Consider the following 26,457-nt stretch of genomic DNA (forward strand, 5'->3'; position numbering starts at 1 on the left):
GCATTAACGGTAACCTATTCAGGCTTTGTGAATGGCGATAGCCAGGCCAGTTTAACTACAGCAGCCACAGCAAGCACGACTGCCACCAGCAGTTCATCCGTAGGAGTTTATGCGATTACGCCAAGTGGAGCAGTAGACAATAACTATGCGATCACTTATATAAACGGAACACTAACGATAACAGATGCAGCTGCGACATTGACATTTGCGCAGATAGCGACCAAAACGTACGGGGATGCCGACTTTAATGGTGGCGCCACTACATCCGGCGGGGAGACCATTATTTATACGAGCAGCAATCCAGCAGTAGCGACAATTGTTAACGGGTCGATCCATATTACAGGAGCAGGTACTACAACGATCACCGCAACACTGGCAGCCAATGGTAATTATACTACTATCCCATCTATCAGCAGGCAGTTGGTAGTGAATAAGGCCCAGCAGACGATCAGCTTTGCAGCGATCCCGGTACAGCTGAAGGGTTCGCACTATGACCTGAGCACGATAACGGCCAGTTCAGGGCTTCCGGTAACGTTCAGTTCTGCCAATCCGCTGATAGCAGACATCCAGGGCAGCAGCCTCGGCGCCTTACAGCTGGGTAGTACAGAGATTACGGCAAGCCAGGCAGGAGATAACAACTATGAAGCAGCCACCAGCGTGATCCAGCCGGTAGTGATTATTGATGCCGCAGGTGATGACATCCTGGTACACCAGGCCGTATCACCGAATGGAGACGGGATCAATGATTTCTTATATATTGAAGGGATCCAGAACTATCCGGAGAATGAAGTGACGCTGATCAACCGCAATGGGGTGATCATTTACCAGGGCTTTAAATATGACAATACCTCGCATGTATTTGACGGGCACTCCAATCTCACCGGAGCGTTGCAGCAGGCAGGCACGTATTTCTACCGGGTAGAGATTGTAGTGAACGGAGAAAGAAAGAGCAAAACCGGCTACTTCGTACTAAAATATCAATAAAAGGAAGCAACCTGAATCAAAAAAAGAGATGAAATTGAAAAAGAGTCATAAGGTGAACAGAGCAGCCAGCGTGGTACTGTTACTATTAATAGGGATCCTGGTAGCCGGAAGTGTAAAAGGTCAGACGCAGCAGTTCAGTTATACCCAATACATGGATAACCTGACGCCGCTGAACCCGGCCTATTCATTGCTGGACAAGGCGGGATCGCTGAACATGCTGGGCAGGAAGGAATGGGTAGGGGTAGACGGGGCACCGACGACCTTCCTGTTCAACGGGAATATCCCGATTCCGACGATCAATGCAGCAGCGGGTCTGATTGTCATGAATGACCAGTTTGCCATAGAGCGGCAGACGGAGGTGAATGCCTATTTTGCCAAATCGATCCAGTTGGGTCCTGAGGCCTACCTGGGGGTGTCGCTGAATGCAGGTGTGCGGAACTATGTAGCCAATTACTCCCAACTGGCCGCCAATGACCCGGTATTTGCGACCGATGTGCGGCAGACCAAGCCGAATGTGGGCTTTGGGGTGATGTATTATACCGACTGGTATTACCTGGGGATATCGGTACCGGAACTGACTTTTACCAGCCTGGGAACAGCATCGATCCAGAACAATAATAACTTTATCAATCATTATTACTTTTCAGGGGCACTGATCACCAATATAGACGAAGACATCAAGTTCAAACCGGCCACGTTGTTCTCCTACGCCAGCGGGGTACCATTAGTGGCAGACTTCTCGGGCACCTTCTACCTGAAAGAGACGCTGGGACTAGGCGTGAACTACCGTACCAATAATGAGATGGCCGGCATCATTACGATCAATGTCAGCTCCTTCCATGTAGGCTACAGTTATCAGTTTGGTACTACCAGCAATAACCTGGGCGGCGCCAATATCCCTACCCATGAGGTTACCCTGAGCTATCGCTTTGGCAGAACCTCCGGGAATGCTAAACTGCTCTAAAAAAAGAGATTCATCTTAAATGATACAAAGGGCCTGTGATTGTAGATTACAGGCCCTTTTGATTTTGGAAATGGTGATAGAAAAAATATAAATTCGTTTTTGAATTAATATCTATATGACGTTTGCACAAAAAGTTATCGACTTTAATAAACAATTGCAATATACAGGGAATGCATTGCCGACGGGTATCCGTATCATGAATCCTTTTAAGGAGAGTAGCCAGGCATTGTCAATCTCGGACATTTTTTATCATAAATATTATGATGATAATGAAAAACGACATATCATTCTGGGTATTAATCCGGGGAGATTTGGTGGTGGATTAACGGGTATCCCATTCACAGATCCAAAACGACTGCTCACAGAATGTAATATCAACTACATAGGGAAGGCAACGCATGAACCATCCTCGGTTTTTGTATATGAAATGATCAATGCATATGGTGGAGTTGAGGCATTTTACAAGAAATTTTATATTAATTCGCTTTGCCCACTCGGTTTTACAACATCTGAAGCTAAAGGGAACGAGAAAAATTATAATTATTACGATAGTAAAGAACTCACAATAGCGGTTACTGATTTTGTAATTGAGAATATAAAAAAGCAAATTGATTTAGGGGTGCAAACCGACGTGTGTTTTTGTTTTGGTACCGGAAAAAATGAAGCTTTTTTAAGCAAATTGAATGAACAGTACAATTTTTTTAAAAAGATTGTTGCTTTGGAACATCCGCGGTTTATTATGCAATATAAAACTAAAAATAAACAGTTTTATATTGATAAGTATCTGTCAGCATTTAATTCGGTAAACAATAAATAACTCCTATTTTCGAGTTTGATTTCCCTGGAATTTCAACTAAATTGAGTATTACTTTATAATTACAGCGTTAAAGGGTTCACCGCGGTATAATTAATTTACTTCTTAAAGCATATTCTCTTCCTGGAAAACTCGTTTTTGTCTTGCTTTAACAGAAATTAGTATATATTGTTTATCCATCAGTATTAGATCCTGATCATACCAATTTTCCACGTACTACTGACCGCATAACTTCATTCAACGAGATAATTATTGCCAGAAAGTTTAGTGATAGGTTTTCTTTACAGGTTGTGCCAACATTATCACACCAAAATGCAGTAACTGGTTATTATACAAAACTTGATAGCACCTCATCTACTGTATTTGAAGAAATGAAACATGATCAATTTGGAATAGCAGCAGCCGGCAGATTTAAAATATCAGAGGTTACCTCTATAATTGTTGACTATGACCAGCCTATTACCAAACAGCCAACTAATAATGCTCATCCAAACTTAGCAATCTGATTTGAATTTACAACGAGCAGCCACACCTTCCAGATATTTATGGGAAACTACACCTTGCTTAATCCTCAGCATGATAATTTATACAACGCAAATAATCCTTTTGCCTATACAGATGCAAATGGCAGAAAGATAAAAGGCGGTCAATTCTGTTTTGGATTTAACATATCCAGGTTATGGAACTTTTAATTAAAACAATATTGATTATCAATGCTTTATTGGTAGAGTTTAAGTAAGCTTAATAAATAAAAAATCATGAAAAAGAAAATGATGTTATTTGCTTTTGTGTTAGCAGCAGGCACAATGAGTTTTGCTTTTACTATTATTCAGCAACCTAAGCCCTGGCCCGTGCCGGATAAAAATGCGAAAATGGCTAACCCGGTAAAATCAAGTGCCGAATCAATCAATAATGGTAAAGCTTTGTGGAACTTAAATTGCGCCTCATGCCATGGGAAAAAGGGACTTGGGGATGGCAGCAAAGCCGCACAATTAAAAACGACACCTCAGGATATGACAGTGACAGCTTTTCAATCTCAAAGCGACGGATCTGTTTATTATAAAATTTCAGAAGGGCGTGATGATATGCCAAGCTTTAAGAAAAAAATTCCTGACGCAGAAGATATCTGGAGCCTGGTTAATTATATCCGTACAGTTAAAAAATAATACCCTTTAATACTAAAGGAAATTGACCCGCTGTAGCCTTTTTAACCTGTTTGTTTTCAGTGTTTAAAGCGCTCATAGCAGGTCAATACTTAAGGTTCCCCTCTCCGCAAAACTCCTCTTTTTACCCAATTTAGGGTGAAAATTAAACAATAAAATTAATAAGGCTTAACCAACAAGCTTAATAATTGTTTTTCCTTTAATCACGGTTATATCATTTATTATAATGACAGCCGTCACTTTTCCTATGTCCGTTACAGGGTACTTTAGCACCTGAAAAAAGTATAATTCATCCACACTATAAATTTTCAAATATGAAATTTTTACAAGACAGAAAATTCTGGGTAACTACATCATTGATCCTTATTTTAGGATATGTAGTAAGCTGTACAAAAAAGGACCAGGTGGTAATTAATAATGCACCGGTAAGCACATCTACATTAGTGTCCGTTAAAACGGCAAGCGCTCCAATTATAGATGGCTCCGTTGATGGTGTTTGGGCAAACGCCCCAAAGTTAGAAGTTACCGCAACAGTCCCTGATCCGGGTAACGGAACATTTGAAGGTTATATTGGCTTGAGTTATAATATAACTTTAAGATCATTGTATGATGCCAATAATGTTTACTTTCTGGTTCAATGGAATGATCCGGATGAAAGTTTATTAAATACACCGGTAACTTATAACCCAACGACTAAATTATGGACCAGGCAATCAAGTAATTACACCTTTGATGTTAATGGAAATATAACAAGTGTTCCTTTTAACGAAGATAAATTCGGATTTCAATGGAACATTAATAACTCTGTGGCATTATTTGCATCACAAAGCTGTTATGCCACCTGCCATCTAAACACGGCTACACAAACATTAAACGCTTCAAATGTTTTAGTAACCAGTAATCCAAGCGCAGGGGGGAATCACTATACCAATGGCCCCGAAGAAAAAGCAGATCTTTGGCATATTCACTTAATGCAGGATCAGGCTTATGGTTTTGCCGATGATGATTATATTGATTGGGCTGGCGGACAGGTAAATGCAAACGGGCGCCACTCAGATGGTGCAATGGTAACTTCAACAACTGCAGGAGTGCCAACATATTCAAAAGTGCCGGGATCAGTAACCAATACACAAACGTTGAAAATTACCGGTACCAGTACTTCAGTTACCGTACCTGGATGGGTTGTTAAAAACCAGACCAACGGGTATGCATTATTAACCAATAGTATTACTGCCGGTGTAACTGTAACTGCATTAACAAATGTAACAGCCGAAGATGGTAGCACCCCAGCTTTTTTGGTAACCGCTGTAGATGCCAATGGTGTACTTACCTTATCTGATGGCACTACAATTGATCCTACTGCTACTACTGCTTACAATACCACATTTGACAATAATGGCAATATTACAGGAGTTGGCGCCAATGCCATTCCAGGTTTAATAATGCAAAAATACCAGGGAAGCCGTAGCGACATTCCATTTAAAGCGGTTTACACCGGGTCAGGATGGATACTTGAATTAAAGAGGGCACTTAAAACAGCCGATACCAACTTGCAGGATGTTGATTTTTCCCCATTGTCTGACGTGAACTTTGGTATAGCTGTATTTAACAAAGCCAGCACAGCACACGCTATTGAGCCTGGTCTTACTTTGCATTTCAAACAGTAAGTAATTGACCTGTTCTTTTGCCACTTAAAATCAAGATCATGTCAAAGAAAAAAACAATAATAGGCTTTATACTGGTAATGCAGTTGCTGTTTATAATAAACAGCTGTACCAAAACCACTACTGTTCCTATAAACGATGCTCCGGTAATAACAACAACGGTAAGCTTCTCGAAAGATATACAGCCCATATTAACCAAAAGCTGTGCTTTAAGCGGGTGTCATAACGGAGCTATTGCGCCAAATTTATCGGCCACGAGCTCATATGACGCACTGGAAGGCGGAAATCTTGTTAATACAGGTATTCCCGCAAACAGTGTGGTGTATTTATGGCTAACCGGAAAAGAAGCTATATCGATGCCTGCCGGTGCACCAAATAACCCCTCAAATATTAATGCCTTAATGCTTGCCTGGATTACCCAGGGCGCTAAAAACAATTAAAAAACAACTCATGAAAACACATAATAGTTATTCATCATCAATTTACGGTTTTACAAGGGTTTGCCTGGTAATTGTATTTGCCTTAAGCATGGGTAATGTAATGGCGCAGAATGCCCAGGCACCTGTTAAAAAAGACACGACAACTAAAGATACTGTAAAAAAGGTTACAGCCCCTGCTGATACAACAGCTGCTGCTCCTGAAGTAAAAAAGAAATCGTTTATAAAAAACACATTTGACGGCAATTACATTATCGACAATCAAACTGTAATGGTACCCATAAAAGGAACATTTGAATTTGATATTCAGCACAGGTTTGGAACGGTAGATAATGGCTTTAAAGATTTGTTCGGTTTGTTTGCGAGCGCTACCATGAAACTGGGTTTTAGCTATACACCTGTCAATAATTTACAGATAGGTTTTGACGCTACCAATGAAAAAATGGAAGTGGACCTAAACGCAAAATGGGCCATACTTAAACAAACCAAAGATGGCTCCATGCCGGTAAGTGTAACTTATTTTGGAAACGCGATGGCTAATACGCAGGCAAACAGCGTTGCCTTAATTTATGTAACAACAGGCGATCGTTTTGCCTACTTCAACCAGCTTATTATTGCCAGAAAGTTTACCGATAAGTTATCTATTCAGGTAGCGCCGAGTTATACACATTTTAACGACTTACAAGGTTATTTAAATGGTGAAGGAAAACCTATGCCAATTTATAACAACGATAATTTTTCTGTTTCGGCATCAGGAAGGTATAAAATTTCCGATGGAGCATCCCTTATCGTAAATTATGATCAGCCGTTAACTCAAAATCCGGCTGATAATCCTCATCCCAATATCAGTTTTGGTATTGAAATGCGGACAAGTGGTCACGATTTCGAGATATTCTTTGGCAACTATAGTTCCCTTATGCCCGAAAATAATGCCTTATTTAACCAAAATGATTATAAAAAAGGACAGTTTTTAATTGGATTTAATATATCCAGATTATGGAACTTTTAATTAAAACAATATTGATTATCAATGCTTTAGTAGTAGAGTTTAAGTAAACTTAATAAATAAAAAATCATGAAAAATAAACTGATGTTATTTGCTTTTGTTTTAGCAGCAGGCACAATTAGTTTTGCCTTTACAAATATTCAACAACCTAAACCCTGGCCCGTGCCGGATAAAAACGCAAAAATGGCTAATCCGGTAAAATCAAGTGCCGAATCAATTAATAATGGTAAAGCTTTGTGGAACTTACATTGCGCCTCATGCCATGGGAAAAAAGGGCTTGGCGATGGCAGTAAAGCCGCGCAATTAAAAACTACACCACAGGATATGACAGTTGCCGCTTTTCAATCACAAAGCGACGGATCTGTTTATTATAAGATTTCCGAAGGACGCGATGATATGCCAAGCTTTAAGAAGAAAATTCCTGACGCAGAAGATATCTGGAGCCTGGTTAATTATATCCGCACTCTTAAAAAATAATAGCCTCGAAGACGAAAGAAAATTGGCCCTGCTTTGTTAGGGCCTTTTTTGTTTAAGTGCCAAAATCTTAGATGGTTTGTTAAGCTTTGTTTGTGATAATCGTCATTATTTTGCTCGTGTATCATCATTCTTTAGTCACTACTATTCATCTACCTTCACATCAATATAAATGGCAATTATTTATGAACAATAAAGAAAATACAACACCCGACAATTCACCAGCACGAAGAAAATTTGTATGGAGTGTTGGTATCCTGTCCTTATTTGCAATGGTTTCGGCAGCTGTTAAAACCCCTTTTTTAAAGAGTAAAAATATCAAATTGGGCAATACAACAGTAAAAAATAAAACTGTAAAAATGCTTACACAGGACGGCAGGCTTGTTGAAATAGACGAAACTTTATTAACGGCAAGCCGCAAAAAAGTAACGGATGCTGAATTGCAAAACTGGATCAAAAAATAAGGTAATACTTTAATCAAAAAACGGTAATGAATCAGGAAAATAATTCGAGAAGAGAGTTTCTAATAAGCGGACTGTTGGCTGCCGGAGTTGTTGCCGGATGTACTCCAAATAAAAACACATTTGAGGCGGCTGCCGGCGAAGATGTGGTAGCATCCGGAAAAAAAGTAAAACTGCTATCAGTGGATGGTGAGATAATAGAGGTTGACGAAGCGTTTTTAAAACCCGTTCCGCATATGCCCCCAGTATCTAATACCGAAGCGAGGATTGGCATACCAGGTAAAAAGTTTGTAATGGTAATTGACCTTTCCCGGTGTAAAAACCTCAAAAAATGTCAATCTGCCTGTAACCATGCGCATGAGTTAAACCCCGGTCAAAACTGGATAAAAGTAGACCCGATGCAGGCTGGTGAGTATACCGCTCCATATTGGGAGCCAACTACCTGTATGCACTGTGATGAGCCGCCATGTGTAAAGGTTTGTCCGGTTGATGCAACTTTTAAGAGACAGGATGGAATAGTATTAATTGATAGTGATCGCTGTATTGGTTGCCGTTTTTGTATGGCTGCATGTCCATACTCAACCAGGGTATTTAACTGGGATCAGCCTATGTTACCAGCTGCAGTTGCAAGTCAGCCTTATTCTGCAGAAACCAGTATTCCTCAAAAAAAGGGTACCGTAGGCAAATGTGACTTTTGCGCTGATATGACAAGGGAAGGCATGTTGCCACACTGCGTTTCGGCCTGTCCAAATGGGGTTTTTGCCTTTGGCGATATGAATGAGGATACAGTAACTAATGGTGCTGAAACATTCAGATTCAGCGAGTTAATAAGGGATAAAGCAGGTTACAGGCTGATGGAAGATTTGGGAACCAAACCAAGTGTTTATTACCTGCCACCAGTTAACCGGAATTTCCCATTCCAATCAGGACTTGAGAACGATAAAACACAAAATAGTTAACCTAAATTATTGAAAGGTGGAAAACGTAATAATAAAAGATAAACCAATTAAAGATACACTACCGAAAGATATAAACTCAGCGGCTGGGGATAAGATCATAAACGATCTGCTTCCGCAAAAATTTGGCAAAGCCGGTAAAATATGGGTAGGTATTTTAGTTGCCATTTGCCTGGTTGGTATGTTTGCCTATTATCGGCAGTTACGGTATGGTTTGGTGGTTACCAACATGCGCGATTATGTTTCATGGGGTATTTACATCTCAAACTTTGTATTTTTTGTAGCCATAAGCCTTGTTGGCTCCTTGATAACGGCTATATTCAGGTTACTTGGTGTTAAATGGGGAGCGCCGCTTACACGTATCGCAGAGATGATAGCAGTAGCGGGTATCATATTTGCCTCACTCATTATTATTGTTGATATGGGTAGCCCTGAACGGTTTTATTACTTGTTTCTATACGGACGTATCCAATCGCCTATTATTTGGGATGTTATAGTAATTACAACTTATTTTTTTATAAGCGTATTGCTACTCTACTACCCCTTATTACCTGATATTAAAATATTACTTCATCATAAAGAACGTTCAAGCCAAAAACTAAACAAGTTTTACAGCTTTATCGGCTCATTTTGGAAGGGAAGCCATAAACAAAATTTACTAAGTAATAAAGCCATTAATGTGCTATGTATCACTATAATTCCGGTTGCATTTACCATTCACACGGTTACATCGTGGTTATTTGCCACCACTTACAGGCCAGGATGGGATAGTACCAATTTTGGTGCATACTTTATAGCGGGTGCATTTTTAGTGGGAGCGGGAGCTGTTGTAGTGGCAATGTATGTTTTCAGAAAAGCCTATCATCTGGAAAAATATATTACTGATAGTCATTTTGATAAAATGGGTAAAATAGTGGTGCTATTGTCGCTGGTTTATTTGTACTTCAATGTAAACGAATTTTTGACACCTTTCTTTAAAATGAAAGAATCAGAAAGAGGTTATCTGAATGATATGTTTACCGGGAGTTTTGCGCCTGTTTTTTGGTTTGCCATTTTAACAGGGATGATTTTACCTATTATTATATTGCTGTTTAAAAAAGGCAGAAGACCTTTGCCTATGTTTATTGTAGGCGTAATGGTTGTAGTTGGTGCATGGTTTAAACGTTATTTAATTGTAACCCCAACACTGCTGCATCCATTTTTACCTATGCATGATGTGCCTGAAGCTTACCGCCATTATTTTCCGAGCTGGGAGGAATGGGCCATTACCATGGGTTCATTAGCCGGAACATTACTGGTGATAACTATACTGGCCAGAATATTTCCAATTATTCCAATTCAAGAAACTTTAAACGAACACCATGAAACTGCTGAATAAAATACGCATTGCATCACTATCTGTTATACTTGTTTTACTAAGTTTTAATGGGTTTTCGCAGGCCGCCGAAAAGGGAGATGTGAATATTGCTATCAATTACTTTATCACTAATAATAGTGTGCCTCGCCTTATGGTAAAAGTAAATACAAAGGTAAATGGCAAGTTTTTAAACGTTGCAGGCATTAGCGTTAAATTGTTTTTAGATAAAGATTCAACCGGAACATTTATAGGAAACGTGGTTACAAATGAAAAGGGGGAAGCGACTATTTACATCCCAACATCTGTAAAATCGGAATGGAATACCTCGATAAAACATACCTTCCTGGCAACATTTGCAGGTAATAAAAAATATGAATCTGCAAAGGCCGACCTCACAGTTGCTAAAGCCAAAATTTTAATTGATGCCGGCAGTGATAAAACGGTTACCGCAACTGTTTATGAAATGAAAGATACCACGTGGACACCTGCAAAAGGTGTTGATGTAATACTTGCTCTAAAACGTTTGGGTGCGGATCTTAACATTAATGAAACACCAACTTTTTCAACCGATTCAACCGGAAAAGCTTCAGGCGATTTTAAAAGAGATAGTATCCCTGGAGATGCAAATGGAAATATAATACTGGTGGCCAAAATAGTTGACAATGATAACTACGGTAACTTATCAATACAAAAAGTAGTCCCCTGGGGAGCTAAGTTTACATCTGTAAGTGTTTTTAATAAAAGAACACTGTTTGCTACCAGAGGGAAAGCGCCTATTTGGCTCATCGTGGTTTCATCTGCTATTATTATTGCCGTTTGGGGAGTATTGATTATGCTGGTATTTAATATTATCAGAATTAAAAAATTAGGGCAGGAGGTTTAGCTTATTAAAATTAGCCGTATATGTCCCTAAAAAACGAAGGCCAGCAAAAGTTTGCTGGCCTTCGTTTTTTGATATTATAATCATACGGTATTTGCCCGATTAAATAAAGAAACAAGGAATTCTTCTAAATAAGAATACGGTCTTTTTCAGGAGGAGGCAATGGATTTTTTGGCCCGTGTTGTCCCAACTTGGCCCGTGTTAGAGCTTAATTGATTGATTTATAGTAATGGCGTGTTTTTGCTGGCCCGGTGTGTTTCTACTGTATCGTGTGTCTGCGGGACAAAATGGGCTTGATAAACAAAAAAACGTTGTAAAATTAAATTTTACAACGTTTGATTTCTTGGCGGAGAGCTAGGGATTCGAACCCCAGGAACCTTTCACAGTTCAACAGTTTTCAAGACTGCCGCAATCGACCACTCTGCCAGCTCTCCGGGGACAAAAGTACAAAACCGGGCCGATTTGGCAAATTTGATGTTAAGTTTTTTTAAACTAATTTATAAGCTTTTGGTTATAAGCTTATTATTTTACTTATTTAATGATAAATTGATGTAAAATAGGGCAAAAATGGGTTGGTTTTACATATTATGTGTGAGATTATCTGCCTAAAAACGCGTATTTCATTAAGAAATTGTTTTTTGCCTGAAGGTATTGAACATCGGTTTTACAATTTTGATGTTTCTTTTCGAATATTCGATGCTTGCGTTTAACTCAAAACCTATTAATAATATTAAAGAGTTTAAATAAAGCCATAGCATTAATATTATTAACGTTCCAATAGAACCATAGATCTTGTTATACGACGAAAAATTATCGATATAATAAGTAAATCCAAGCGATGACAATACTGCAAGGATAGTGGCCATTATGGAACCTGTACTTAAAAACTTCCACTTCTGTTTGTTTGCCGGACCGTAACGGTATAGCAACGAGATTGTGATGAAAAATATAGCAATTACAATAATCCATCTGGAAAGCTTGATAACATAGATCCAGAAATGACCTTTGTTGTCAATGTGGTGCTGTAGAAAACTTATAAGGGCCTCACCTGCTGTCATTACGGTAATAGCAATCAAAAGGGATACACTAATTACTAAAGTTAATATAGTGGCAATTGCACGTCGTTTAAGCCACGTCCTTTTTTCTATAATGAGCGAGGATGTGTTAAATGCCCGCATTAAATTGGCAATACCATTTGTTGCAAAGTAAAGCGCTGATATGAAACCAATGGATAATAATTTACCGTTGTGGTGACGTACAATATCTTCAATAGTAGCCTGGAAGGCCATGTAGGCATTATAAGGCAAAATAGTTGACAGTACATTAAGCAATTGCCCCTGGAAGTTTTTAATATGGATGTAGGGGATAAGGGTAAATAAAAATATAGTTGCCGGAAAAAATGCAAGCATAAAATTATAAGCCAAGGATGATGCTCTATTTAGTAAAGTACGCTCCTGAATTTCATGAGCGAAGAAAGCGAGTACATTATATAATGGCAATGGATCAAAGCCTGGCAGGATGTATTGTTTTGACCAGGCTATGAAATTTTGATAAATCTTAAAACGGAGTAAAAAACGGTGCGTCCATCTCATTTAACTCAAACTTACTCAAAAAAAGGTTTTAATTTGTCAAGAAATTCCTGTGATGGAAGGCAAGGCCGGCTAGTGTTCATATTTACAAAAACCAATAGGGTAGAGCCTGTATTAATAAGTTCATTTTTTTCGTTATACAGCTCATATCTGAAGTGAATCCGGATACCTGGCATTTTATCCATCATAACTTTAACAGTTATTTCTTCATCATATAATGCCGGTTTAAGGTATTTACAGTTCATTTCTAAAACAGGCATCATTATGCCTGTTTCTTCCATGCCACTATAAGTTAAACCAAGGCTGCGCAACATTTCCACACGGCCTACTTCATAAAATTCTGCATAGTTGCCGTAATACATATAGCCCATCTGATCGGTTTCACCATATCTTACCCTTAATTTGGTTGAGTGCTCAAACATTATCTTTTGATGTTTCTTTCGTTAAGAGCTTCCTGGAATTTGTGTGCGTTAATTTTATGCTGAGCCAGATTATCGGTAAAGTTATGGTAGCCTGAGAAATCTTCTTTTGCACACATGTAAATATAATCGCTTTGTTTATAATTAAGTACTGAGTTTACTGCATTCACCGATGGCATCATGATAGGGCCTGGAGGTAAGCCGGTATGCAAATAAGTGTTGTACGGCGAATTTATGGTCAGGTATCTTGAAAGTACACGGTGAATGGTAAAATCATTCTCTGCAAAAATTACTGTAGGATCAGACTCTAGTTTAATACCCTTTTTTAGGCGATTTAAATATAAACCTGCAATAGTTGGCATTTCATCGTCATGCAAGGCCTCAGCATCTACTATGGAGGCTAAAACAGATACCTCAACCGGGCTAAGGTTAATAGCAGCAGCTTTCTGTTTACGTTCAGGTGTCCAAAATTTTTGGTAGTTGGCATACATCCGCTTAAAAAACTTTTCGGGTGAGGTATTCCAGTACATCTGGTAGGAATTTGGCAGAAACATTGTGTACACATTGTCGGTAGTAAAACCATACTGCTGTACAAATGCAGTTGAATCTAATAAATGAATAATGGCTGTTGAGTCTGGCTCAATTTTTTTTGCTATAAAGCCAGCAAATTGTTCTTTTAGTCTTAAATTATGGTAAGAAACGGTAACTGGTTCCTGTGTGCCAGATGCCAGCATATTGATAAGTTTGCGGTTACCCATGCCTGAACGCAGATGATATCGACCAGGTTTAACCCTGTTGGTATAATTCATGTTTTCAGCTGCCCAATAAAACGCAGTTGTATCTTTTACCATATCGCTATCCTTAATGGTTTTGTATACATCGCTAAATGTAGCTCCGGTATGTATATAAAGATATTCATGCTTGTTGGTGACATTTGGGCCGAAATATTTCAGGTAGTAGTTAAGCCCTGTAAATCCAAGAGCGATGAGTAGTATGATCACCATGGCAACAATAAATTTCCTTAAGGTTCCACCTGATGATGATTTTTTCTTAGTCATTTTTAATAAATTTTATTTTCTCAATTTTTGAATAGCTAACAATCCTCCGGCTAAGTTCCGTACATGCAGATAACCTTTTTCGGTCAATATTTCTCTGGCAGTTTCGCTACGCAAACCTATTTTGCAGATAACAATGATCTCGTCGGTTTTGTTATACGTAATTTGATCGATGTTATTGTTAAACCTTGATAACGGGATGTTTTTGCCACCGATATTGTAGGTGTGAAATTCAATTTCTTCGCGGACATCAATCAAATTTAAATTTTCATTTGCTGACATCCGCGAAATTAATTCCTTTCCATTAATTGCCGGTTCCATCCGTTTTAGTGCCTTGCGTAACAGTAAGGTTTATACGTGTACCTAGGCTGGTTTTGTTTACCGAATCTGTTTTCATTGGCGATTGAGCAACAATAACCAGGTTGGTTGAATCGGTAATGGTTCCCTGGTAAGTAATAGTTCCTAAGGTAAGACCATTGTTTTTTATAAGGAATTTTGCTGCGCTCAAATCCTGGTTGATAAAATCGGGTATATCCACTTCACTTGGGCCGGCTCCGTTACCAATTACCAGATCAATTTTTGATCCTTTAGGTAATTTAGTTCCTGATTTGATGGATTGACCAGCAAAACGTACATCTAACACGTGGTTTGCAATGTCAGCCTTAAATGTAGTATCTCCAACTTTCAAACCATAGTTAGCAATAGTTGCTACAGCTTCACGATAAGTGAGAGATTCAAGGTCAGGTAAAGCAATCAATGGGGCCTCACGGGTTACTACCGTTAGGTAAATTGTACGATTTTCCTTAACATAAGTACCTGAATCAGGATCTTGCTCAACAACGGAACCCGGTGGTTTATCTAATACATAAACAGAATCAATTTTATAATCAAAGCCTTGGTCTTTTAATGTATTCATGGCTTTTTCAATCTGCATCCCTTTTAATTGCGGAACAGGTATCCCCGTTCCATGACGGGTGTAGAAACCAAGGCTAAAAAAAACAATCAGCACAATCAGCAAAACAGAGCCAACTGCCATAATAATGGTATTACGAAATTGTTTGGTTTTTAGATAAGTCCAAAATTTATTCATTTGTACTATTTGTGTTTTTTCAAAGTAAACTTAAAATCAAACATAGGGAAAATTTCGCATTTCAACTTATCCGGCTTCTTAATTTGCCTGCTGTTAAACGTATGTTTTAGTATTTGTAGTGCGATGCATTGCATTAAACGGGAAAAATGAAAAAAAGATTATACAAAAAGACCATCTGCCAACTGCAGATGGTCTTTTTGTATAAATGATTTATAAGAATTCTAATTTTTAGCTATAGGGTCAGCAACACTGTGCCCCGAACGATTGGCTTTAATCAGCAATTTTATAGTCACAGGGTATTTGTTTGAAAATTGAAATAATGCATCTATTACAGCCGAAGGCGCGGATGTATTTACAACAGGAATTGGGCTGTTTATATCTTCGTCCACCCGGTTGCCATCATTCCCTATAGTTTGATAAGATTTAGGAATATAACTGATATAGTTTGTGCCTTTTATCAGCCATGGAGAAATAAAAATATGATCGTACCAGGAACTTGCACCTCCGCTGGTGCCGCAAGTATTTGGTACATTGGTAAGTTTGCGGGTTGATGTGGTTAAATATGAACTATAATCTACCGGATCATTGTCCCAGTTAGCCGGGTAGGCGAATACCTTATCAGGATAAAACGGAGGGTCACTCATTTTGGTAGTGCTATCTGTTGAGGTGGTGATAGCTTGATAACCTGCTTCATAACTACTACGCAAGTTAAAGTCGCCCATATTTATTAAGTTAGGTAAATAAGCAAATTTGCTTCGCAAAGCTTGCATTTCTTGCGTCTCTTGCTGATCTCGATCAGTTGATGATGATCCAGACTGTGTATGGTTTACCAAAACATATAAATAAGTAGTATCATGAGTGATGGTTAAATTTGGATCGTTATAATAAAGTTTATATAAGTTAAAATCAGATATGTATGATACAATGGTTTGCATGCTTATAAATGTGAATTTTTGCTTATTATAAAATAATACGCTCATTTTGCTGTCTCCGCTAATGTCTGAAGGGGTAGCATAAGCATATTTGCTTGGGAAATCGGCATTCAGTACATTATTGGTGATTTCGACTGCCAAATTTGCCGGATCCGTTGGCGAGATTGGGAATGCATTCATTTTTTCGCAACTAAACAAATCCGGGTTTGCAAACTGAACAATCGTTTTTAAATAGCCATCAAGCAAAGATGTTGGACCCTGACAAAGATCTCCATAATTTAAAACGTTGTAAGCCATTACTTTTATAGTATCTGATTTACTTACCGTATTGGGCAATGGGGTAGTATCAAGTGGAGTAGTTACTATTTTTACAGGGGTTACTGATTTACTCACGGGAGTTTTAGAACAAGCCGAAAAAATAAATACAAGTAGTAATAAGTAGGGGTATATAAAATAATTTGTTTTCATTTGGGCGCAAAGAAATACTATTATTTACAATAAAGTAACCTTGTGTTTATTTCATAATTATGTGTTTATATTAACTTAACATATGGTGTGGATTAGGCTTGATAAAACAAGATGGAACAAACTGATAAAAAGAATATTTACAATAAAACACGTTTGGCTCCTACGCCAAGTGGCTTTTTGCACCTTGGTAATGTATTGTCTTTTGCCATCACAGCTTATATCTCCAGAAAATGTGGTGCTCAAATATTATTAAGAATAGATGACCTTGATCGTCTGCGAATAAATAATGAATATGTACAGGATATATTTGATACGCTAAATTTCATGGAGATTCCATGGGACGAGGGCCCAAGTAATGTTAAGGAATATGAAGAGGTTTATTCGCAACAAAATAGGATAGGGATGTATAAGGAGGCAATGGCTTATTTACAGGAGAATAGACTTGTTTATGCTTGTAATTGTTCACGTAAGCAGTTAGGCTTAATGGCTCAAAATAATATCTATAAGTGTAACTGCCAGCAACTTCAAATTGAATTGTCAATAAATGATACAAACTGGCGTTTAATTACAGATGGAAATCCAGAAATAGAAGTTAAAGATTATTCTGGAAAAAATATTAAAACTTTTTTGCCAGTAGATATGCATAATGTCATCATTAAAAAGAAAGATGGCTATCCATCTTATCAGCTGGCATCAGTTGTGGATGATCTTTTTTATGGAGTAGATTTGGTAGTGAGGGGAGATGATTTGTGGTCATCAACTGTGGTACAACATCATTTGGCAGCGGTATTGGGTGGAAATAACTTTAATAATATAACTTTCTATCATCATCCATTGTTAATGCAGAGTATGGATAAAAAGCTTTCCAAATCTGCAGGGGCAACGTCTATCCGGTATCTTCGTCAAAATGGTAAATCAGCTTCTGATATTTATTCGCTTATTGCCCGTATGCTTGGAATAAATAAATCAGTAAGTAACTGGCAAGAGTTTGGTGATTTGGCACTTCTATAATCAAATAACCGTTTCTATCATCCAATGGTGGCCAAAAACGTCCATTATGTCGCCCTGTCTGTAGCCATAATCGTAGCTTTTTGTGGGCGAAATAATTTCAGCACCCGCCTTTTTAGCACGTTCCATTAATGAATCAACATCAGTAACTCTTAGTCCTATTACAGTTGTAACTCCTTTTACGGTTACAGGGCTAATGGTTCCGGATTTTTGGTTTTCTTCATGCAAACGAAATATAGAACCCTCAATAGCCAACTCAGCAACATGTATGCTTCCATCATCATTACTCCATCTCCTCAGTTCAACCGCGCCTAATGCTTTTCATAAAAACTAATATCTGTTACGCCTTTGCCGATAGTCAGTGTTGGTACAAAGGTTGTTACTTGTGTAGTCATTTGTTTATCTATTTGAAGAATTTATATGGTTAATCGAGCCAGATATTGTCCAAATTCATCTTCAAGCAGCACTTCCATTTTAAAACCCAAACTTTCGGCTACCCCTTTCATTTTATGTTCATCGATATAAAGCCATTTAAACCACTCTGTTTTTTGTTTTTTATATTCGTACTGATAATTGATCTCGCCATAATAACGGTCATCCGACATTGGTTTTCCATCATAAAGATAGCTGATATCTGATGAATCAAAAAGAAGCTGACCACCATCATTCATCAGTTCTTTTAAATGCAATAACAATATTTTTAGTCGTTCCAGATTTCCTGCCAAACCAATACCATTCATAAGGAGTAATAATGTATCGTATTTATAGCCTTTGTATGTGAAAATATCAGCTTCAATAGGACTTGTTACATTTCTGGCTTTCATTACTGCAACAGCCAGCGGGGAAATATCCATTGCAGTTACCTCCAGTTTATTATTCTGTAGTAACAAGGCGTGGCTTCCGGCTCCTGCACCAATATCCAGTACTTTTCCTTCGCAACGTTCAAGGGCCAGCCATTCTATATCCGGCATGTCTTGTTCTTCTCTGAAAAAAGCGGCTATTGGCATTGTTTCTTTTTCACCATATTGGTTATGGATCCACAGTTTATATTTCGACTGATGATGAAAATAATCAAACAGTGCTTGTCCTAAAACATCGTTCATCAGGTGCAAAAGTATAAAGTAAATTTATGGATGATGTTTAATTATTTGTAATGATAGTTAATTAATTTAGCACAAAATGACGGTTAGTATTTTAGGTTGTGGATGGTATGGTAAAGCGCTTGCAAAAGCACTGATGGAGAATGGTATATCCGTTAAAGGCTCAACGACTTCCGTAGAGAACCTGGAAAATCTTTCTAATAACGGTATAATATCCTACCAAATTAAGTTTGGATCGGCATTTGAGGTTTTTAATCCTGCATTTTTTGAATGTGATGTATTAGTAATCTCCATTATTCCCAAATTCAGAAGCGGAGAAGGGCAGGATTATCACCTAAAACTTAAGCATATTATTGAAGTTATCAGTCGGTATAAAATTAAAAAAGTTATTTACATCAGTTCAACCGGTGTATATGGTGATAGAAATAATGAAGTAAATGAGCTTACAGATCCAGAACCTGATGGTGAGAGTGGCTTGTTCTTAGCAGAGGCAGAAAAGCTTTTTCAACGGGAAAACCCTTTTAAAACAACCATTATTCGTTTTGCGGGATTAGTAGGCCCAGGCAGGCATCCGGGCAGATTTTTTGCCGGGAAAGAAAATATCCCCAATGGTAAATCTCTAGTAAACCTTATTCATTTGGATGATTGTATTGGAATAACAAGCGCCATAATTAAACAGGATGCTTTCGGTTATTTATTTAATGCCTGTTCTCCTGATCATCCTGCAAAAGCTGATTTTTATATACATGCAGCTCAGCAAGGCGAATTCGTATTGCCTCAGTTTATTGACGAATTAAATGGCTGGAAAATAGTTAATAGTATTTTTGTTCCTACAATCCTAGCTTATCAATTTAAAGTTGCTAATTGGGAAGATTGTGACTTTAATACATAATGAAGATAGCGCTTAAAAAATTAAGGCCGCCTCATACTAAATGAAGCGACCCCGTTATTCAAACTACTTCTAACACTTACTACTTTAAAGGATGCGGCTTACCGTTCATTAATTTTAATGTTTGCTTTTCAGCAACCTTAAATGTACGGATATAAGCAGCCAGTTTACCTGTGGCATTTTTATCACCAATATCAGGTGTAATTACTGGTTTGCCAACGGTATCTAAAACAAATGAAAAATCTGTCCCCTGCTTTAATTGTGTTGCCCCATGACAACCCTGGCAACCACCCATGCTGTAAAAATTACCTTTAAACAATACGTTGGCCCCATGATCATGTGGGTTAGCAATACTGCTGCCATTAAAATGGTTTAAAGTTCTGTCAGACTCCACCACATAGTTGGCAAGGAAAAAATTGGTAGAAGTGCTATCGCTGGTAGGGGTAGCCTGTACACCAACCAGGCGATAGTTTTGCCATATAGATTTTGCAGGTAGTTTGCCATGCACATAGTTTGTTGAAGCTACGGTAATACTTTGTATAGAATCGCGCATTGGGGGCATAATACCACCATGTTCATTTCCAGATTTATTTAATAGTACATAACCCATACTATCTTGTTTTACATCAACATGCTCCCAGGTAGCAAATATAAAAGCAGGGTAGTTTTGTGTTTTGTGAATGATATGTAATGCAATAAGTGCATAGGTAATGTTATTATAAACAACTTTACCCTGAGCATTCTTTGTGTAGTAAATAACATTACGGGTAAAGAATTTTGTACTGTCGTCCAAATTAGTTAACCGGCGCCAGGCGGCTTTAATTTCCATAGTGCCGGTTGATTGTCCGCCACCGCAGGGCAGGCATACTACATGTGCACCTACAGGGCATCCACAAGAATTATTTACTCCTTTTTGATAATAGGCTCCAAATTTGGCTATGTTATCCCGGGTATTGTTGATAGCCTTGTGCAGGCTCAATGTATCACCATAATTGTTTTGAATGTAATCGTATTCAAATCGGTTTACCTTGGCTTCATAAAGTACTTGATATTTTTCTTTAAAAACGTTTACATGGGCATACATATCGCATGATCCAATTTCATTGTTTTCATCCAGGTTATTAAAAAGTGTAAAGCTGGTTGCTGAATTTGCTGGTAGAAGTGTATCATGATAGCTATAGTGCGGTGCGGCATCAAAAGGAAGCATTTTATTGCTGTAAGGTCTTAGTTCTGTTTTATGTGCAAAGGTTTCCCAAACATCAAGTGAAGGATATGCACCAGGCTCATTATAGTATGTCCATAAGGTATCCGGATAATCTCTTTTGTTGTTTTTATCATAAGATGATTTCCAGTTTAGGGCCAGAAATTCTTCCCACGCAAACTCCACTAATTGTTTAGGACTGGCACCTGAATCTAGATCGGTGGGGGGGAAAGGTTTAAAATTGATCGTAAAACTCGTATCAATGGACGTTGACAGACTTTCTGCAACGTTTTTATTTTTTGTAGGATTAGTGCATCTGAGCAAACAGAAAACAATGATCCCCAAAATACTAAATATTAAAATGGGCTTTTTCATTAAAATGTGATAAGGTTAGTTTTAATCAATAAATTTTATTGATTAATCTAAGGTAAGTCAAAAAACGGGACATCCTTACAGTAAAATTACGCTTTTAGATACCGTAATTTTACCTTTTCACACTTAAGTACTAATCTATTTAAAATACACCTAAACAAAAAAGAGACCCTAAATATGGTGTCTCTTTTATCAACAAAATTTTATCTAATATCTGTTATTGTGGCGCTGTTTTTAATTTATATTTAATTACAGAGTCTTTCTGTGCATTGCTCAGGTGATAGTTATAGTTGAATATGGCAAACTCCCAATCGTCGTAACTTGGGTTAGGTATAATAATGTAGCGGTCACCAAATTGCTTTCTCAGTTTTTGTGTTGTAGCAGCCCTTTGCTCTTCAGATGGTTGATTATCATACAGAGCATCAAAATCAGGCAGGTTATCACCACATAATAAAACTATTTGATAGGTCTTTAAAACCTGCTGCCTTCTGCTTTCCTTGCTTGATCCTTTTTGTTTCAATAACAGGTGATCATTATCCGCATTTGGCAAATTATATAGTTGTAAGTTTTTCAATGTACCGAAACGCTCATTTTCATCTCGATTGGTGATATAATAAATTTTAACTTTTTTTGAAGCAGCGTATTTAAAAAATGAAGCAGCTCCTGGAACGGTATCACATATCGCTCTGGCTGTCCATTGTTTCCAGGTCGTTGTGTCATAATTAAGATTATTAAGTGCTCTTTGAGCATCATATGGGCTGTTATCTAGTAAGGTTTCGTCAATATCTGTAACTATTGCATAAGGTTTGGAGTGATGTTTTTTTAGTGCGATATCCAACCTCATTTTGGCGATATTATAGGCCTGAAAACACAATGCTTTATACTCAGCAGCGCGTTGCTGGTAAATAGAGGCCCACGTTTTACCCCCATTGGCGATTGATAAATTAGACTGTGAAAATGCAAAAAAGCAATTACAGCTAATCAAAATAAGTAGCAGTGATTTTTTCATGTGATAAGTATTTAAACATACTAAGTAACCGTAATAGAGTCGAAATTGTTTAATAAAACAAAAAAACATCAAGTAAATAGGTTGCTATTTTTTCCAAACGCCAGTTATTGCTGCAGCAGTAGTATTATTATCAGTTATGGGCAAATTATACATGGTTTCGAGTGTATGCAAAACATTGTAATGGTTTATAGCCGTATTGTATTTGCCCGCTTCAATGTGATCTCCAAAAAATATTGCGGGAATCTTGTTATTATTTTGTGGATTATAATCATCCTCATCAAAAGTCACAATTAACAAGCTGTTATGTTTAGCCGCCCACTGTGTATAAGCAGCAAGGTTTTCTTTTAACCATTTATCTCCTCTGATTATAGCTGCCTTATCACCCGGAGCGCCGATGTTGTGCATGTCATAATCCATATCCGGAATTACGAATGCAACAGTAGGTAGTTTACTGAAATCTTTTGGAAATTCTGTCATGGGTAGGCTACATGAACGCGGAATAGAATTGGTGCCAGTACCCAACCAATTTACCCATGGTGCATGTTTACGGGCATATAGTTTACCCACAGTAAGTTTACTATCCAGATATGTACAACCCAAGAAGCCAATGGAAGGCATTGTTTGTGCATAACCCTTAAAGGATAAACCATTTTGGATTAACGATGCACCGAGGTTAGGAGAGGTGAAAGGAGTGATCGCGTCCAGGCAATCATCATTAGTACTACCTTGTGTGCTGCCCGAGAAAAACGCAAGGTAATTAGGCTGACTTGGGTGGCCAATACCATGTGAGTCTGTAAACAAAGCGCCGTTTTGTGCCAGATAATTAATGTAAGGTGCATTAGTCGATCCGATAAGTTCATTATAACCATGGTTTTCCTCTATAACAATAATAACATGGTCATAATGAGGAATGCCAGGTGAATTAGTAAACGCAGTGATTAATAAAACAACAGATAACAGGCAAAGGGTTAAAAATAATTTAATTTTCATTTGGGGAATGTTTTTTATTGCAACAAAGATGCATTTAAATAAACTAATTGTATGAAATTGTAATTAAGAATTTACACATTTATTTTATAGTGTGATTTTATGAGGTTATACCATCAATCAAAAACTAAAACTATTTTAGCTCACATTAATTGTAGTATTACACCTTAATATTTAATAGCATAAAACTAATGAAAATATATCAGCAACAGCTTCAACTTAAAGAAAGAAAGAGGGGATTTCACCTTGTTACTGCAGAAGTTTTACAGGCTTTACCACATATAGCTGAGTTTAAAATAGGTATTTGCCAGGTTTTTATACAACATACCTCAGCCTCACTCACTATTAATGAAAATGCAGATCCAACTGTAAGGATGGATTTTGAAATGTATTTTAATAAAACCATTCCTGAAAATGATCCTGATTATGAACATGATTACGAAGGTTCTGATGATATGCCAGCGCATTTGAAAGCTGCTTTAATAGGTTCGTCAGTAACCATTCCCATTAGAAATGGACGTTTGGCATTGGGTACATGGCAGGGGATTTATTTATGTGAACACCGCAATTATGGAGGTGGCCGGTATTTGGTTATTACTGCATGGGGAGAATAGAAAACTTTCATTTAAGTTTATTAATTATTGCTCTAGTGTTCGCGCCGTTTATACATTCATTTTTGTACGCCTTAAACGGAAAAATAATAAGATCACCTAACAGATTTGATACAGAAAATTATACTGCTAAAGTTTTCAATAAATTATATTTGGTTTCTTGAAAATTGACCAAATGAAGCCGTTTTTATTTACTATTACATTAGGATTAAGCGTGATTGTAGCTAAGTGCCAGGTTGTCTCTGTGGGGCAAACAGAAATAACAGAATGGCAGGATAATAAAAGCGGAGCAGTTTCAATAACGTACGATGATGGTTCACTTCATCAGTTTACAAAAGCATTGCCCATAATGGAACGGCTTAAATTGCCGGCCACCTTTTTTGTAATTACGGGTGGGTTACCCGGTTCCAAATATCATGGGGATTTTATAGGGCGTCCCGTTAAAGCAATTATTGCGGAGTCGGCCACTATCCCAACAAATAATCAAAATTTTTTAGAACGATGTTCTGCAGGAGGCTATTTGGGATATAAAGGGACAATTACTTACGTTACCAAAGCAGCCAGCCTGTACGACTCAAAAAAAACAGATGAAGCTTATCAATTAATAGATGAATTGTATAAGAAAGTAAGAAACGGAGAATTTCAACCCGGATATCAGCCATGTGATGAAGTACTGCAGGAGGAGGGATCTACTTGGGATGATTTAAGGCGATATGCTAAAGAAGGTTATGAAATTGCCAGTCATTCAATTACCCATGCCAGCATGCCCGGGTTGGATTCAGCAAATATTTCCTATGAACTTGAAAAAAGCAAAGAAGAAATAAAGGATCAAATGGGCGAACAATATACCTTTAGTACTGAAGTTCCTTATGGCTATGAGAATGAAAGGGTTATGCAAATTGCTTACAAAATTTATCCTGCTTTACGCAACCGGATGCCTGAAGTCTGGTTAAAAGAAATTGATCGCCCCAGTAAACAAACGCCAGGAAAAACCGATAAAGATTATATTCAGTGGCAGCGAGAAGCCAATACCCGGGCACCATTACCTTTAATGAAATCGTGGGTGGATACCACCGTTTCCAGAAAAGATACATGGCTGGTGATTGTAATTCATGGTGTTGATGGCCTTGGATATGAAGCGCTGCCAAGTTCATTGTTAGATGAATACTTTCAGTACATCAAGAACGATGAAGATAAATTATGGGTAGCCACTTTTGGTGATGTTACTAAATACATGCGCGAACGTGAAAATGCCACTATTCAGAATAATGAAGATAATGGGAGAATTTCAATAAGACTTACACATACATTGGATGAGAATATGTATTATCTTCCATTAACGCTCAAAACATATATACCATCCGGTTGGAAGTCTGTTTTAGTAAAACAGGGAAAGCATAATCAGCAACCTATATCAGGACAAGACAAAAAAGGAACCTATATAATTTACCAGGCTTATCCTAATGAAGGAGTAGCGACATTATCGAAAATTTAAATTCATAGTTCATGTAGTATGTTCATCATGAACTATGAATCGCAAATTATAAGTTAGAAAGAAATGCCATGGTATCCACACCATCGGCATAATCCCATAGGGCAGGTTGTTGACTCATTCCAAAATCAACCAATTGACTTTTGAGAGACAAAGGAGATGCTGTTACTATGCATTGTATATTATCCTTTTCTGTTTCTAGTGAATTTTCAATTGAATGCAAATTATCATAATATTCAAAATATAGAACGGCTAATGGCGAAGCCAGCTTTTTATCTTCCTTTAACATTAAAAAGCCATTGTCAAAATGTTTATCGCTGTTAACCAGATAAATAGATTTGTTATAGTCGTAGTTGTTATTGTATTTATGATGATTGATGATAGGCTGGTAGGCTTCAATAGACTCAAAAAAGAAGTTAAATATATAACCTTTTGGAACATATAATTTGGATACATTACGGCAACCTAATCCAAAGTAATCAAAAATATCATGACCAAGTTTAAACAGTTGTTCTGTAGATTCATTACCTGTTAGCACAGCAACACTGCTTCTATTTTTACGGATAATATTAGGCACCTTGCCAAAATAATATTCAAAATAACGTGAGGTGTTATTGCTGCCAGTAGCTATTACTGCATCAAACTTTTCCAATCTTTCTACAATGATATATTTATCGTAAAAAGTTGGTTCAATAGCGACAAGCATATTCAAAACGTATTTGATAAGACGGGAATCCTGAGATGATGCTTTTATAAGAGCATAATTACCTGTAATTAAAACACATAAGACATCGTGAAAGCCTACCAGCGGGATATTACCGGCCAATATTAATCCTATTTTTTTCGGTACGTGGGAAAAATTTAAATTATAATTACTCAGCCAGTTTTCTAAATCATGAACATTTAGCATATGGCCAATCGCAATTACCGCTCTTGAAACACTTTCTGGGGTAAACCATGCATTATATTGTTTTTCATCATTTATGATTGCGGATAACTGCTCATCTGGGCTTTGTAATTGAGTACCTAATTCTGAAAAAACGCTGATTAATTTGCTCTTAGTTAAATTTGACAT

At 37.6% G+C, this 26,457-nt stretch carries 27 protein-coding genes, 1 tRNA gene and 2 pseudogenes; 17 read left to right on the forward strand and 13 right to left on the reverse strand.

Features of this window, described 5'->3' with window-relative positions:
* The 13 genes and pseudogenes from JN11_RS15190 to JN11_RS15250 form a co-directional block, all read left to right on the forward strand.
* Positions 1-984: T9SS type B sorting domain-containing protein (locus JN11_RS15190; RefSeq protein ID WP_144913909.1), on the forward strand; the 984-nt coding region annotated here is incomplete at its 5' end.
* Positions 985-1,012: 28 nt separating this feature from the next.
* A complete protein-coding gene (locus tag JN11_RS15195; RefSeq protein WP_144913911.1) occupies positions 1,013-1,948 on the forward strand; it encodes a PorP/SprF family type IX secretion system membrane protein in 936 nt (311 codons plus the stop codon).
* 115 nt (positions 1,949-2,063) lie between these two features.
* Positions 2,064-2,765, forward strand: coding sequence for an SMUG2 DNA glycosylase family protein (locus tag JN11_RS15200; RefSeq protein ID WP_144913913.1), 702 nt, complete (start codon positions 2,064-2,066; stop codon positions 2,763-2,765).
* Positions 2,766-2,929: 164 nt separating this feature from the next.
* Positions 2,930-3,454: pseudogene (locus tag JN11_RS24770) on the forward strand (DUF5777 family beta-barrel protein).
* A 66-nt stretch (positions 3,455-3,520) separates the two neighbouring features.
* On the forward strand, positions 3,521-3,928 hold the full coding sequence (locus JN11_RS15210; RefSeq protein WP_246139021.1) for a c-type cytochrome: 408 nt from the start codon (positions 3,521-3,523) through the stop codon (positions 3,926-3,928).
* 311 nt (positions 3,929-4,239) lie between these two features.
* A complete protein-coding gene (locus tag JN11_RS15215; protein WP_144913916.1) occupies positions 4,240-5,592 on the forward strand; it encodes an ethylbenzene dehydrogenase-related protein in 1,353 nt (450 codons plus the stop codon).
* Between the two features lie 38 nt (positions 5,593-5,630).
* On the forward strand, positions 5,631-6,029 hold the full coding sequence (locus JN11_RS15220; protein WP_144913918.1) for a hypothetical protein: 399 nt from the start codon (positions 5,631-5,633) through the stop codon (positions 6,027-6,029).
* Between the two features lie 10 nt (positions 6,030-6,039).
* The gene (locus tag JN11_RS15225; RefSeq protein WP_144913920.1) at positions 6,040-7,035 is read left to right on the forward strand and encodes a DUF5777 family beta-barrel protein; all 996 of its coding nucleotides are present in this window, start codon (positions 6,040-6,042) and stop codon (positions 7,033-7,035) included.
* A 66-nt stretch (positions 7,036-7,101) separates the two neighbouring features.
* Positions 7,102-7,509 (forward strand): c-type cytochrome, encoded by a 408-nt coding sequence (locus JN11_RS15230; RefSeq protein WP_144913922.1) that lies wholly within the window; start codon positions 7,102-7,104, stop codon positions 7,507-7,509.
* Between the two features lie 182 nt (positions 7,510-7,691).
* Positions 7,692-7,970, forward strand: coding sequence for a hypothetical protein (locus JN11_RS15235; protein ID WP_144913923.1), 279 nt, complete (start codon positions 7,692-7,694; stop codon positions 7,968-7,970).
* Positions 7,971-7,996: 26 nt separating this feature from the next.
* Positions 7,997-8,926 (forward strand): 4Fe-4S dicluster domain-containing protein, encoded by a 930-nt coding sequence (locus JN11_RS15240; protein ID WP_144913925.1) that lies wholly within the window; start codon positions 7,997-7,999, stop codon positions 8,924-8,926.
* Positions 8,927-8,942: 16 nt separating this feature from the next.
* Positions 8,943-10,301: an NrfD/PsrC family molybdoenzyme membrane anchor subunit gene (gene nrfD, locus JN11_RS15245; RefSeq protein ID WP_246139022.1), complete on the forward strand. Its 1,359-nt coding sequence runs from the start codon at positions 8,943-8,945 to the stop codon at positions 10,299-10,301.
* Positions 10,285-11,163 carry a hypothetical protein gene (locus JN11_RS15250; RefSeq protein WP_144913927.1) on the forward strand — a complete coding sequence of 293 codons (879 nt, stop codon included), beginning with the start codon at positions 10,285-10,287 and terminating at the stop codon, positions 11,161-11,163. Before nrfD ends, JN11_RS15250 begins: the two co-directional genes overlap by 17 nt.
* 341 nt (positions 11,164-11,504) lie before the next feature.
* Here the strand turns inward: JN11_RS15250 and JN11_RS15255 are convergent.
* From JN11_RS15255 to JN11_RS15285, 7 genes are all read right to left on the reverse strand, one after another.
* A tRNA-Ser gene (locus JN11_RS15255) sits at positions 11,505-11,594 on the reverse strand.
* 189 nt (positions 11,595-11,783) lie between these two features.
* Entirely contained in the window at positions 11,784-12,752 is a 969-nt protein-coding gene (locus JN11_RS15260; RefSeq protein ID WP_144913928.1) for a YihY/virulence factor BrkB family protein, read from the reverse strand.
* A gap of 11 nt (positions 12,753-12,763) precedes the next feature.
* Complete coding sequence (locus JN11_RS15265; protein ID WP_144913930.1) at positions 12,764-13,171, reverse strand: acyl-CoA thioesterase; 408 nt, start codon at positions 13,169-13,171, stop codon at positions 12,764-12,766.
* Positions 13,171-14,226 (reverse strand): endolytic transglycosylase MltG, encoded by a 1,056-nt coding sequence (gene mltG, locus JN11_RS15270; protein ID WP_144913932.1) that lies wholly within the window; start codon positions 14,224-14,226, stop codon positions 13,171-13,173. Before mltG ends, JN11_RS15265 begins: the two co-directional genes overlap by 1 nt.
* A gap of 12 nt (positions 14,227-14,238) precedes the next feature.
* The gene (locus tag JN11_RS15275) at positions 14,239-14,544 is read right to left on the reverse strand and encodes a rhodanese-like domain-containing protein (RefSeq protein ID WP_144913934.1); all 306 of its coding nucleotides are present in this window, start codon (positions 14,542-14,544) and stop codon (positions 14,239-14,241) included.
* Positions 14,528-15,313 (reverse strand): PASTA domain-containing protein, encoded by a 786-nt coding sequence (locus tag JN11_RS15280; RefSeq protein ID WP_144913936.1) that lies wholly within the window; start codon positions 15,311-15,313, stop codon positions 14,528-14,530. Before JN11_RS15280 ends, JN11_RS15275 begins: the two co-directional genes overlap by 17 nt.
* A 221-nt stretch (positions 15,314-15,534) precedes the next feature.
* On the reverse strand, positions 15,535-16,638 hold the full coding sequence (locus tag JN11_RS15285; protein ID WP_144913938.1) for an exonuclease/endonuclease/phosphatase family protein: 1,104 nt from the start codon (positions 16,636-16,638) through the stop codon (positions 15,535-15,537).
* A 186-nt stretch (positions 16,639-16,824) separates the two neighbouring features.
* Between JN11_RS15285 and JN11_RS15290 the strand changes: the two genes are divergently transcribed.
* Positions 16,825-17,724, forward strand: a complete 900-nt coding sequence (locus tag JN11_RS15290; protein WP_144913940.1) for a glutamate--tRNA ligase family protein — start codon at positions 16,825-16,827, stop codon at positions 17,722-17,724.
* On the opposite strand, the pseudogene JN11_RS24675 reads toward JN11_RS15290, so the two are convergent.
* Both JN11_RS24675 and JN11_RS15300 read right to left on the reverse strand, forming a co-directional pair.
* Positions 17,725-18,027 (reverse strand): annotated as a pseudogene (locus JN11_RS24675) (VOC family protein); the annotation flags it as partial. It abuts the gene before it with no gap.
* Positions 18,028-18,137: 110 nt separating this feature from the next.
* Entirely contained in the window at positions 18,138-18,824 is a 687-nt protein-coding gene (locus JN11_RS15300) for a class I SAM-dependent methyltransferase (RefSeq protein WP_144913941.1), read from the reverse strand.
* A 76-nt stretch (positions 18,825-18,900) separates the two neighbouring features.
* On the opposite strand from JN11_RS15300, the gene JN11_RS15305 reads away from it, so the two are divergent.
* Positions 18,901-19,713: an NAD-dependent epimerase/dehydratase family protein gene (locus tag JN11_RS15305; RefSeq protein ID WP_144913943.1), complete on the forward strand. Its 813-nt coding sequence runs from the start codon at positions 18,901-18,903 to the stop codon at positions 19,711-19,713.
* Positions 19,714-19,792: 79 nt separating this feature from the next.
* Here the strand turns inward: JN11_RS15305 and JN11_RS15310 are convergent, their stop codons facing one another.
* The 3 genes from JN11_RS15310 to JN11_RS15320 all read right to left on the reverse strand — a co-directional run bounded on the left by JN11_RS15310 (position 19,793) and on the right by JN11_RS15320 (position 23,282).
* A complete protein-coding gene (locus tag JN11_RS15310) occupies positions 19,793-21,286 on the reverse strand; it encodes a hypothetical protein (protein WP_144913945.1) in 1,494 nt (497 codons plus the stop codon).
* A gap of 214 nt (positions 21,287-21,500) precedes the next feature.
* The gene (locus JN11_RS15315) at positions 21,501-22,292 is read right to left on the reverse strand and encodes a 5'-nucleotidase, lipoprotein e(P4) family (protein WP_170227766.1); all 792 of its coding nucleotides are present in this window, start codon (positions 22,290-22,292) and stop codon (positions 21,501-21,503) included.
* Positions 22,293-22,376: 84 nt separating this feature from the next.
* Positions 22,377-23,282, reverse strand: a complete 906-nt coding sequence (locus JN11_RS15320; RefSeq protein ID WP_144913948.1) for an alkaline phosphatase family protein — start codon at positions 23,280-23,282, stop codon at positions 22,377-22,379.
* A 188-nt stretch (positions 23,283-23,470) separates the two neighbouring features.
* Between JN11_RS15320 and JN11_RS15325 the strand changes: the two genes are divergently transcribed.
* Together JN11_RS15325 and JN11_RS15330 are read left to right on the forward strand one after the other, a co-directional pair.
* On the forward strand, positions 23,471-23,893 hold the full coding sequence (locus tag JN11_RS15325; RefSeq protein WP_144913949.1) for a secondary thiamine-phosphate synthase enzyme YjbQ: 423 nt from the start codon (positions 23,471-23,473) through the stop codon (positions 23,891-23,893).
* Positions 23,894-24,065: 172 nt separating this feature from the next.
* On the forward strand, positions 24,066-25,385 hold the full coding sequence (locus tag JN11_RS15330) for a polysaccharide deacetylase family protein (protein ID WP_144913951.1): 1,320 nt from the start codon (positions 24,066-24,068) through the stop codon (positions 25,383-25,385).
* A gap of 46 nt (positions 25,386-25,431) precedes the next feature.
* Here JN11_RS15330 and JN11_RS15335 read toward each other — a convergent pair whose 3' ends face one another.
* The gene (locus JN11_RS15335) at positions 25,432-26,457 is read right to left on the reverse strand and encodes an acyl-CoA reductase (RefSeq protein WP_144913952.1); all 1,026 of its coding nucleotides are present in this window, start codon (positions 26,455-26,457) and stop codon (positions 25,432-25,434) included.

Source organism: Mucilaginibacter frigoritolerans, from assembly GCF_007830615.1.
Taxonomy (GTDB): Bacteria; Bacteroidota; Bacteroidia; order Sphingobacteriales; family Sphingobacteriaceae; genus Mucilaginibacter; species Mucilaginibacter frigoritolerans.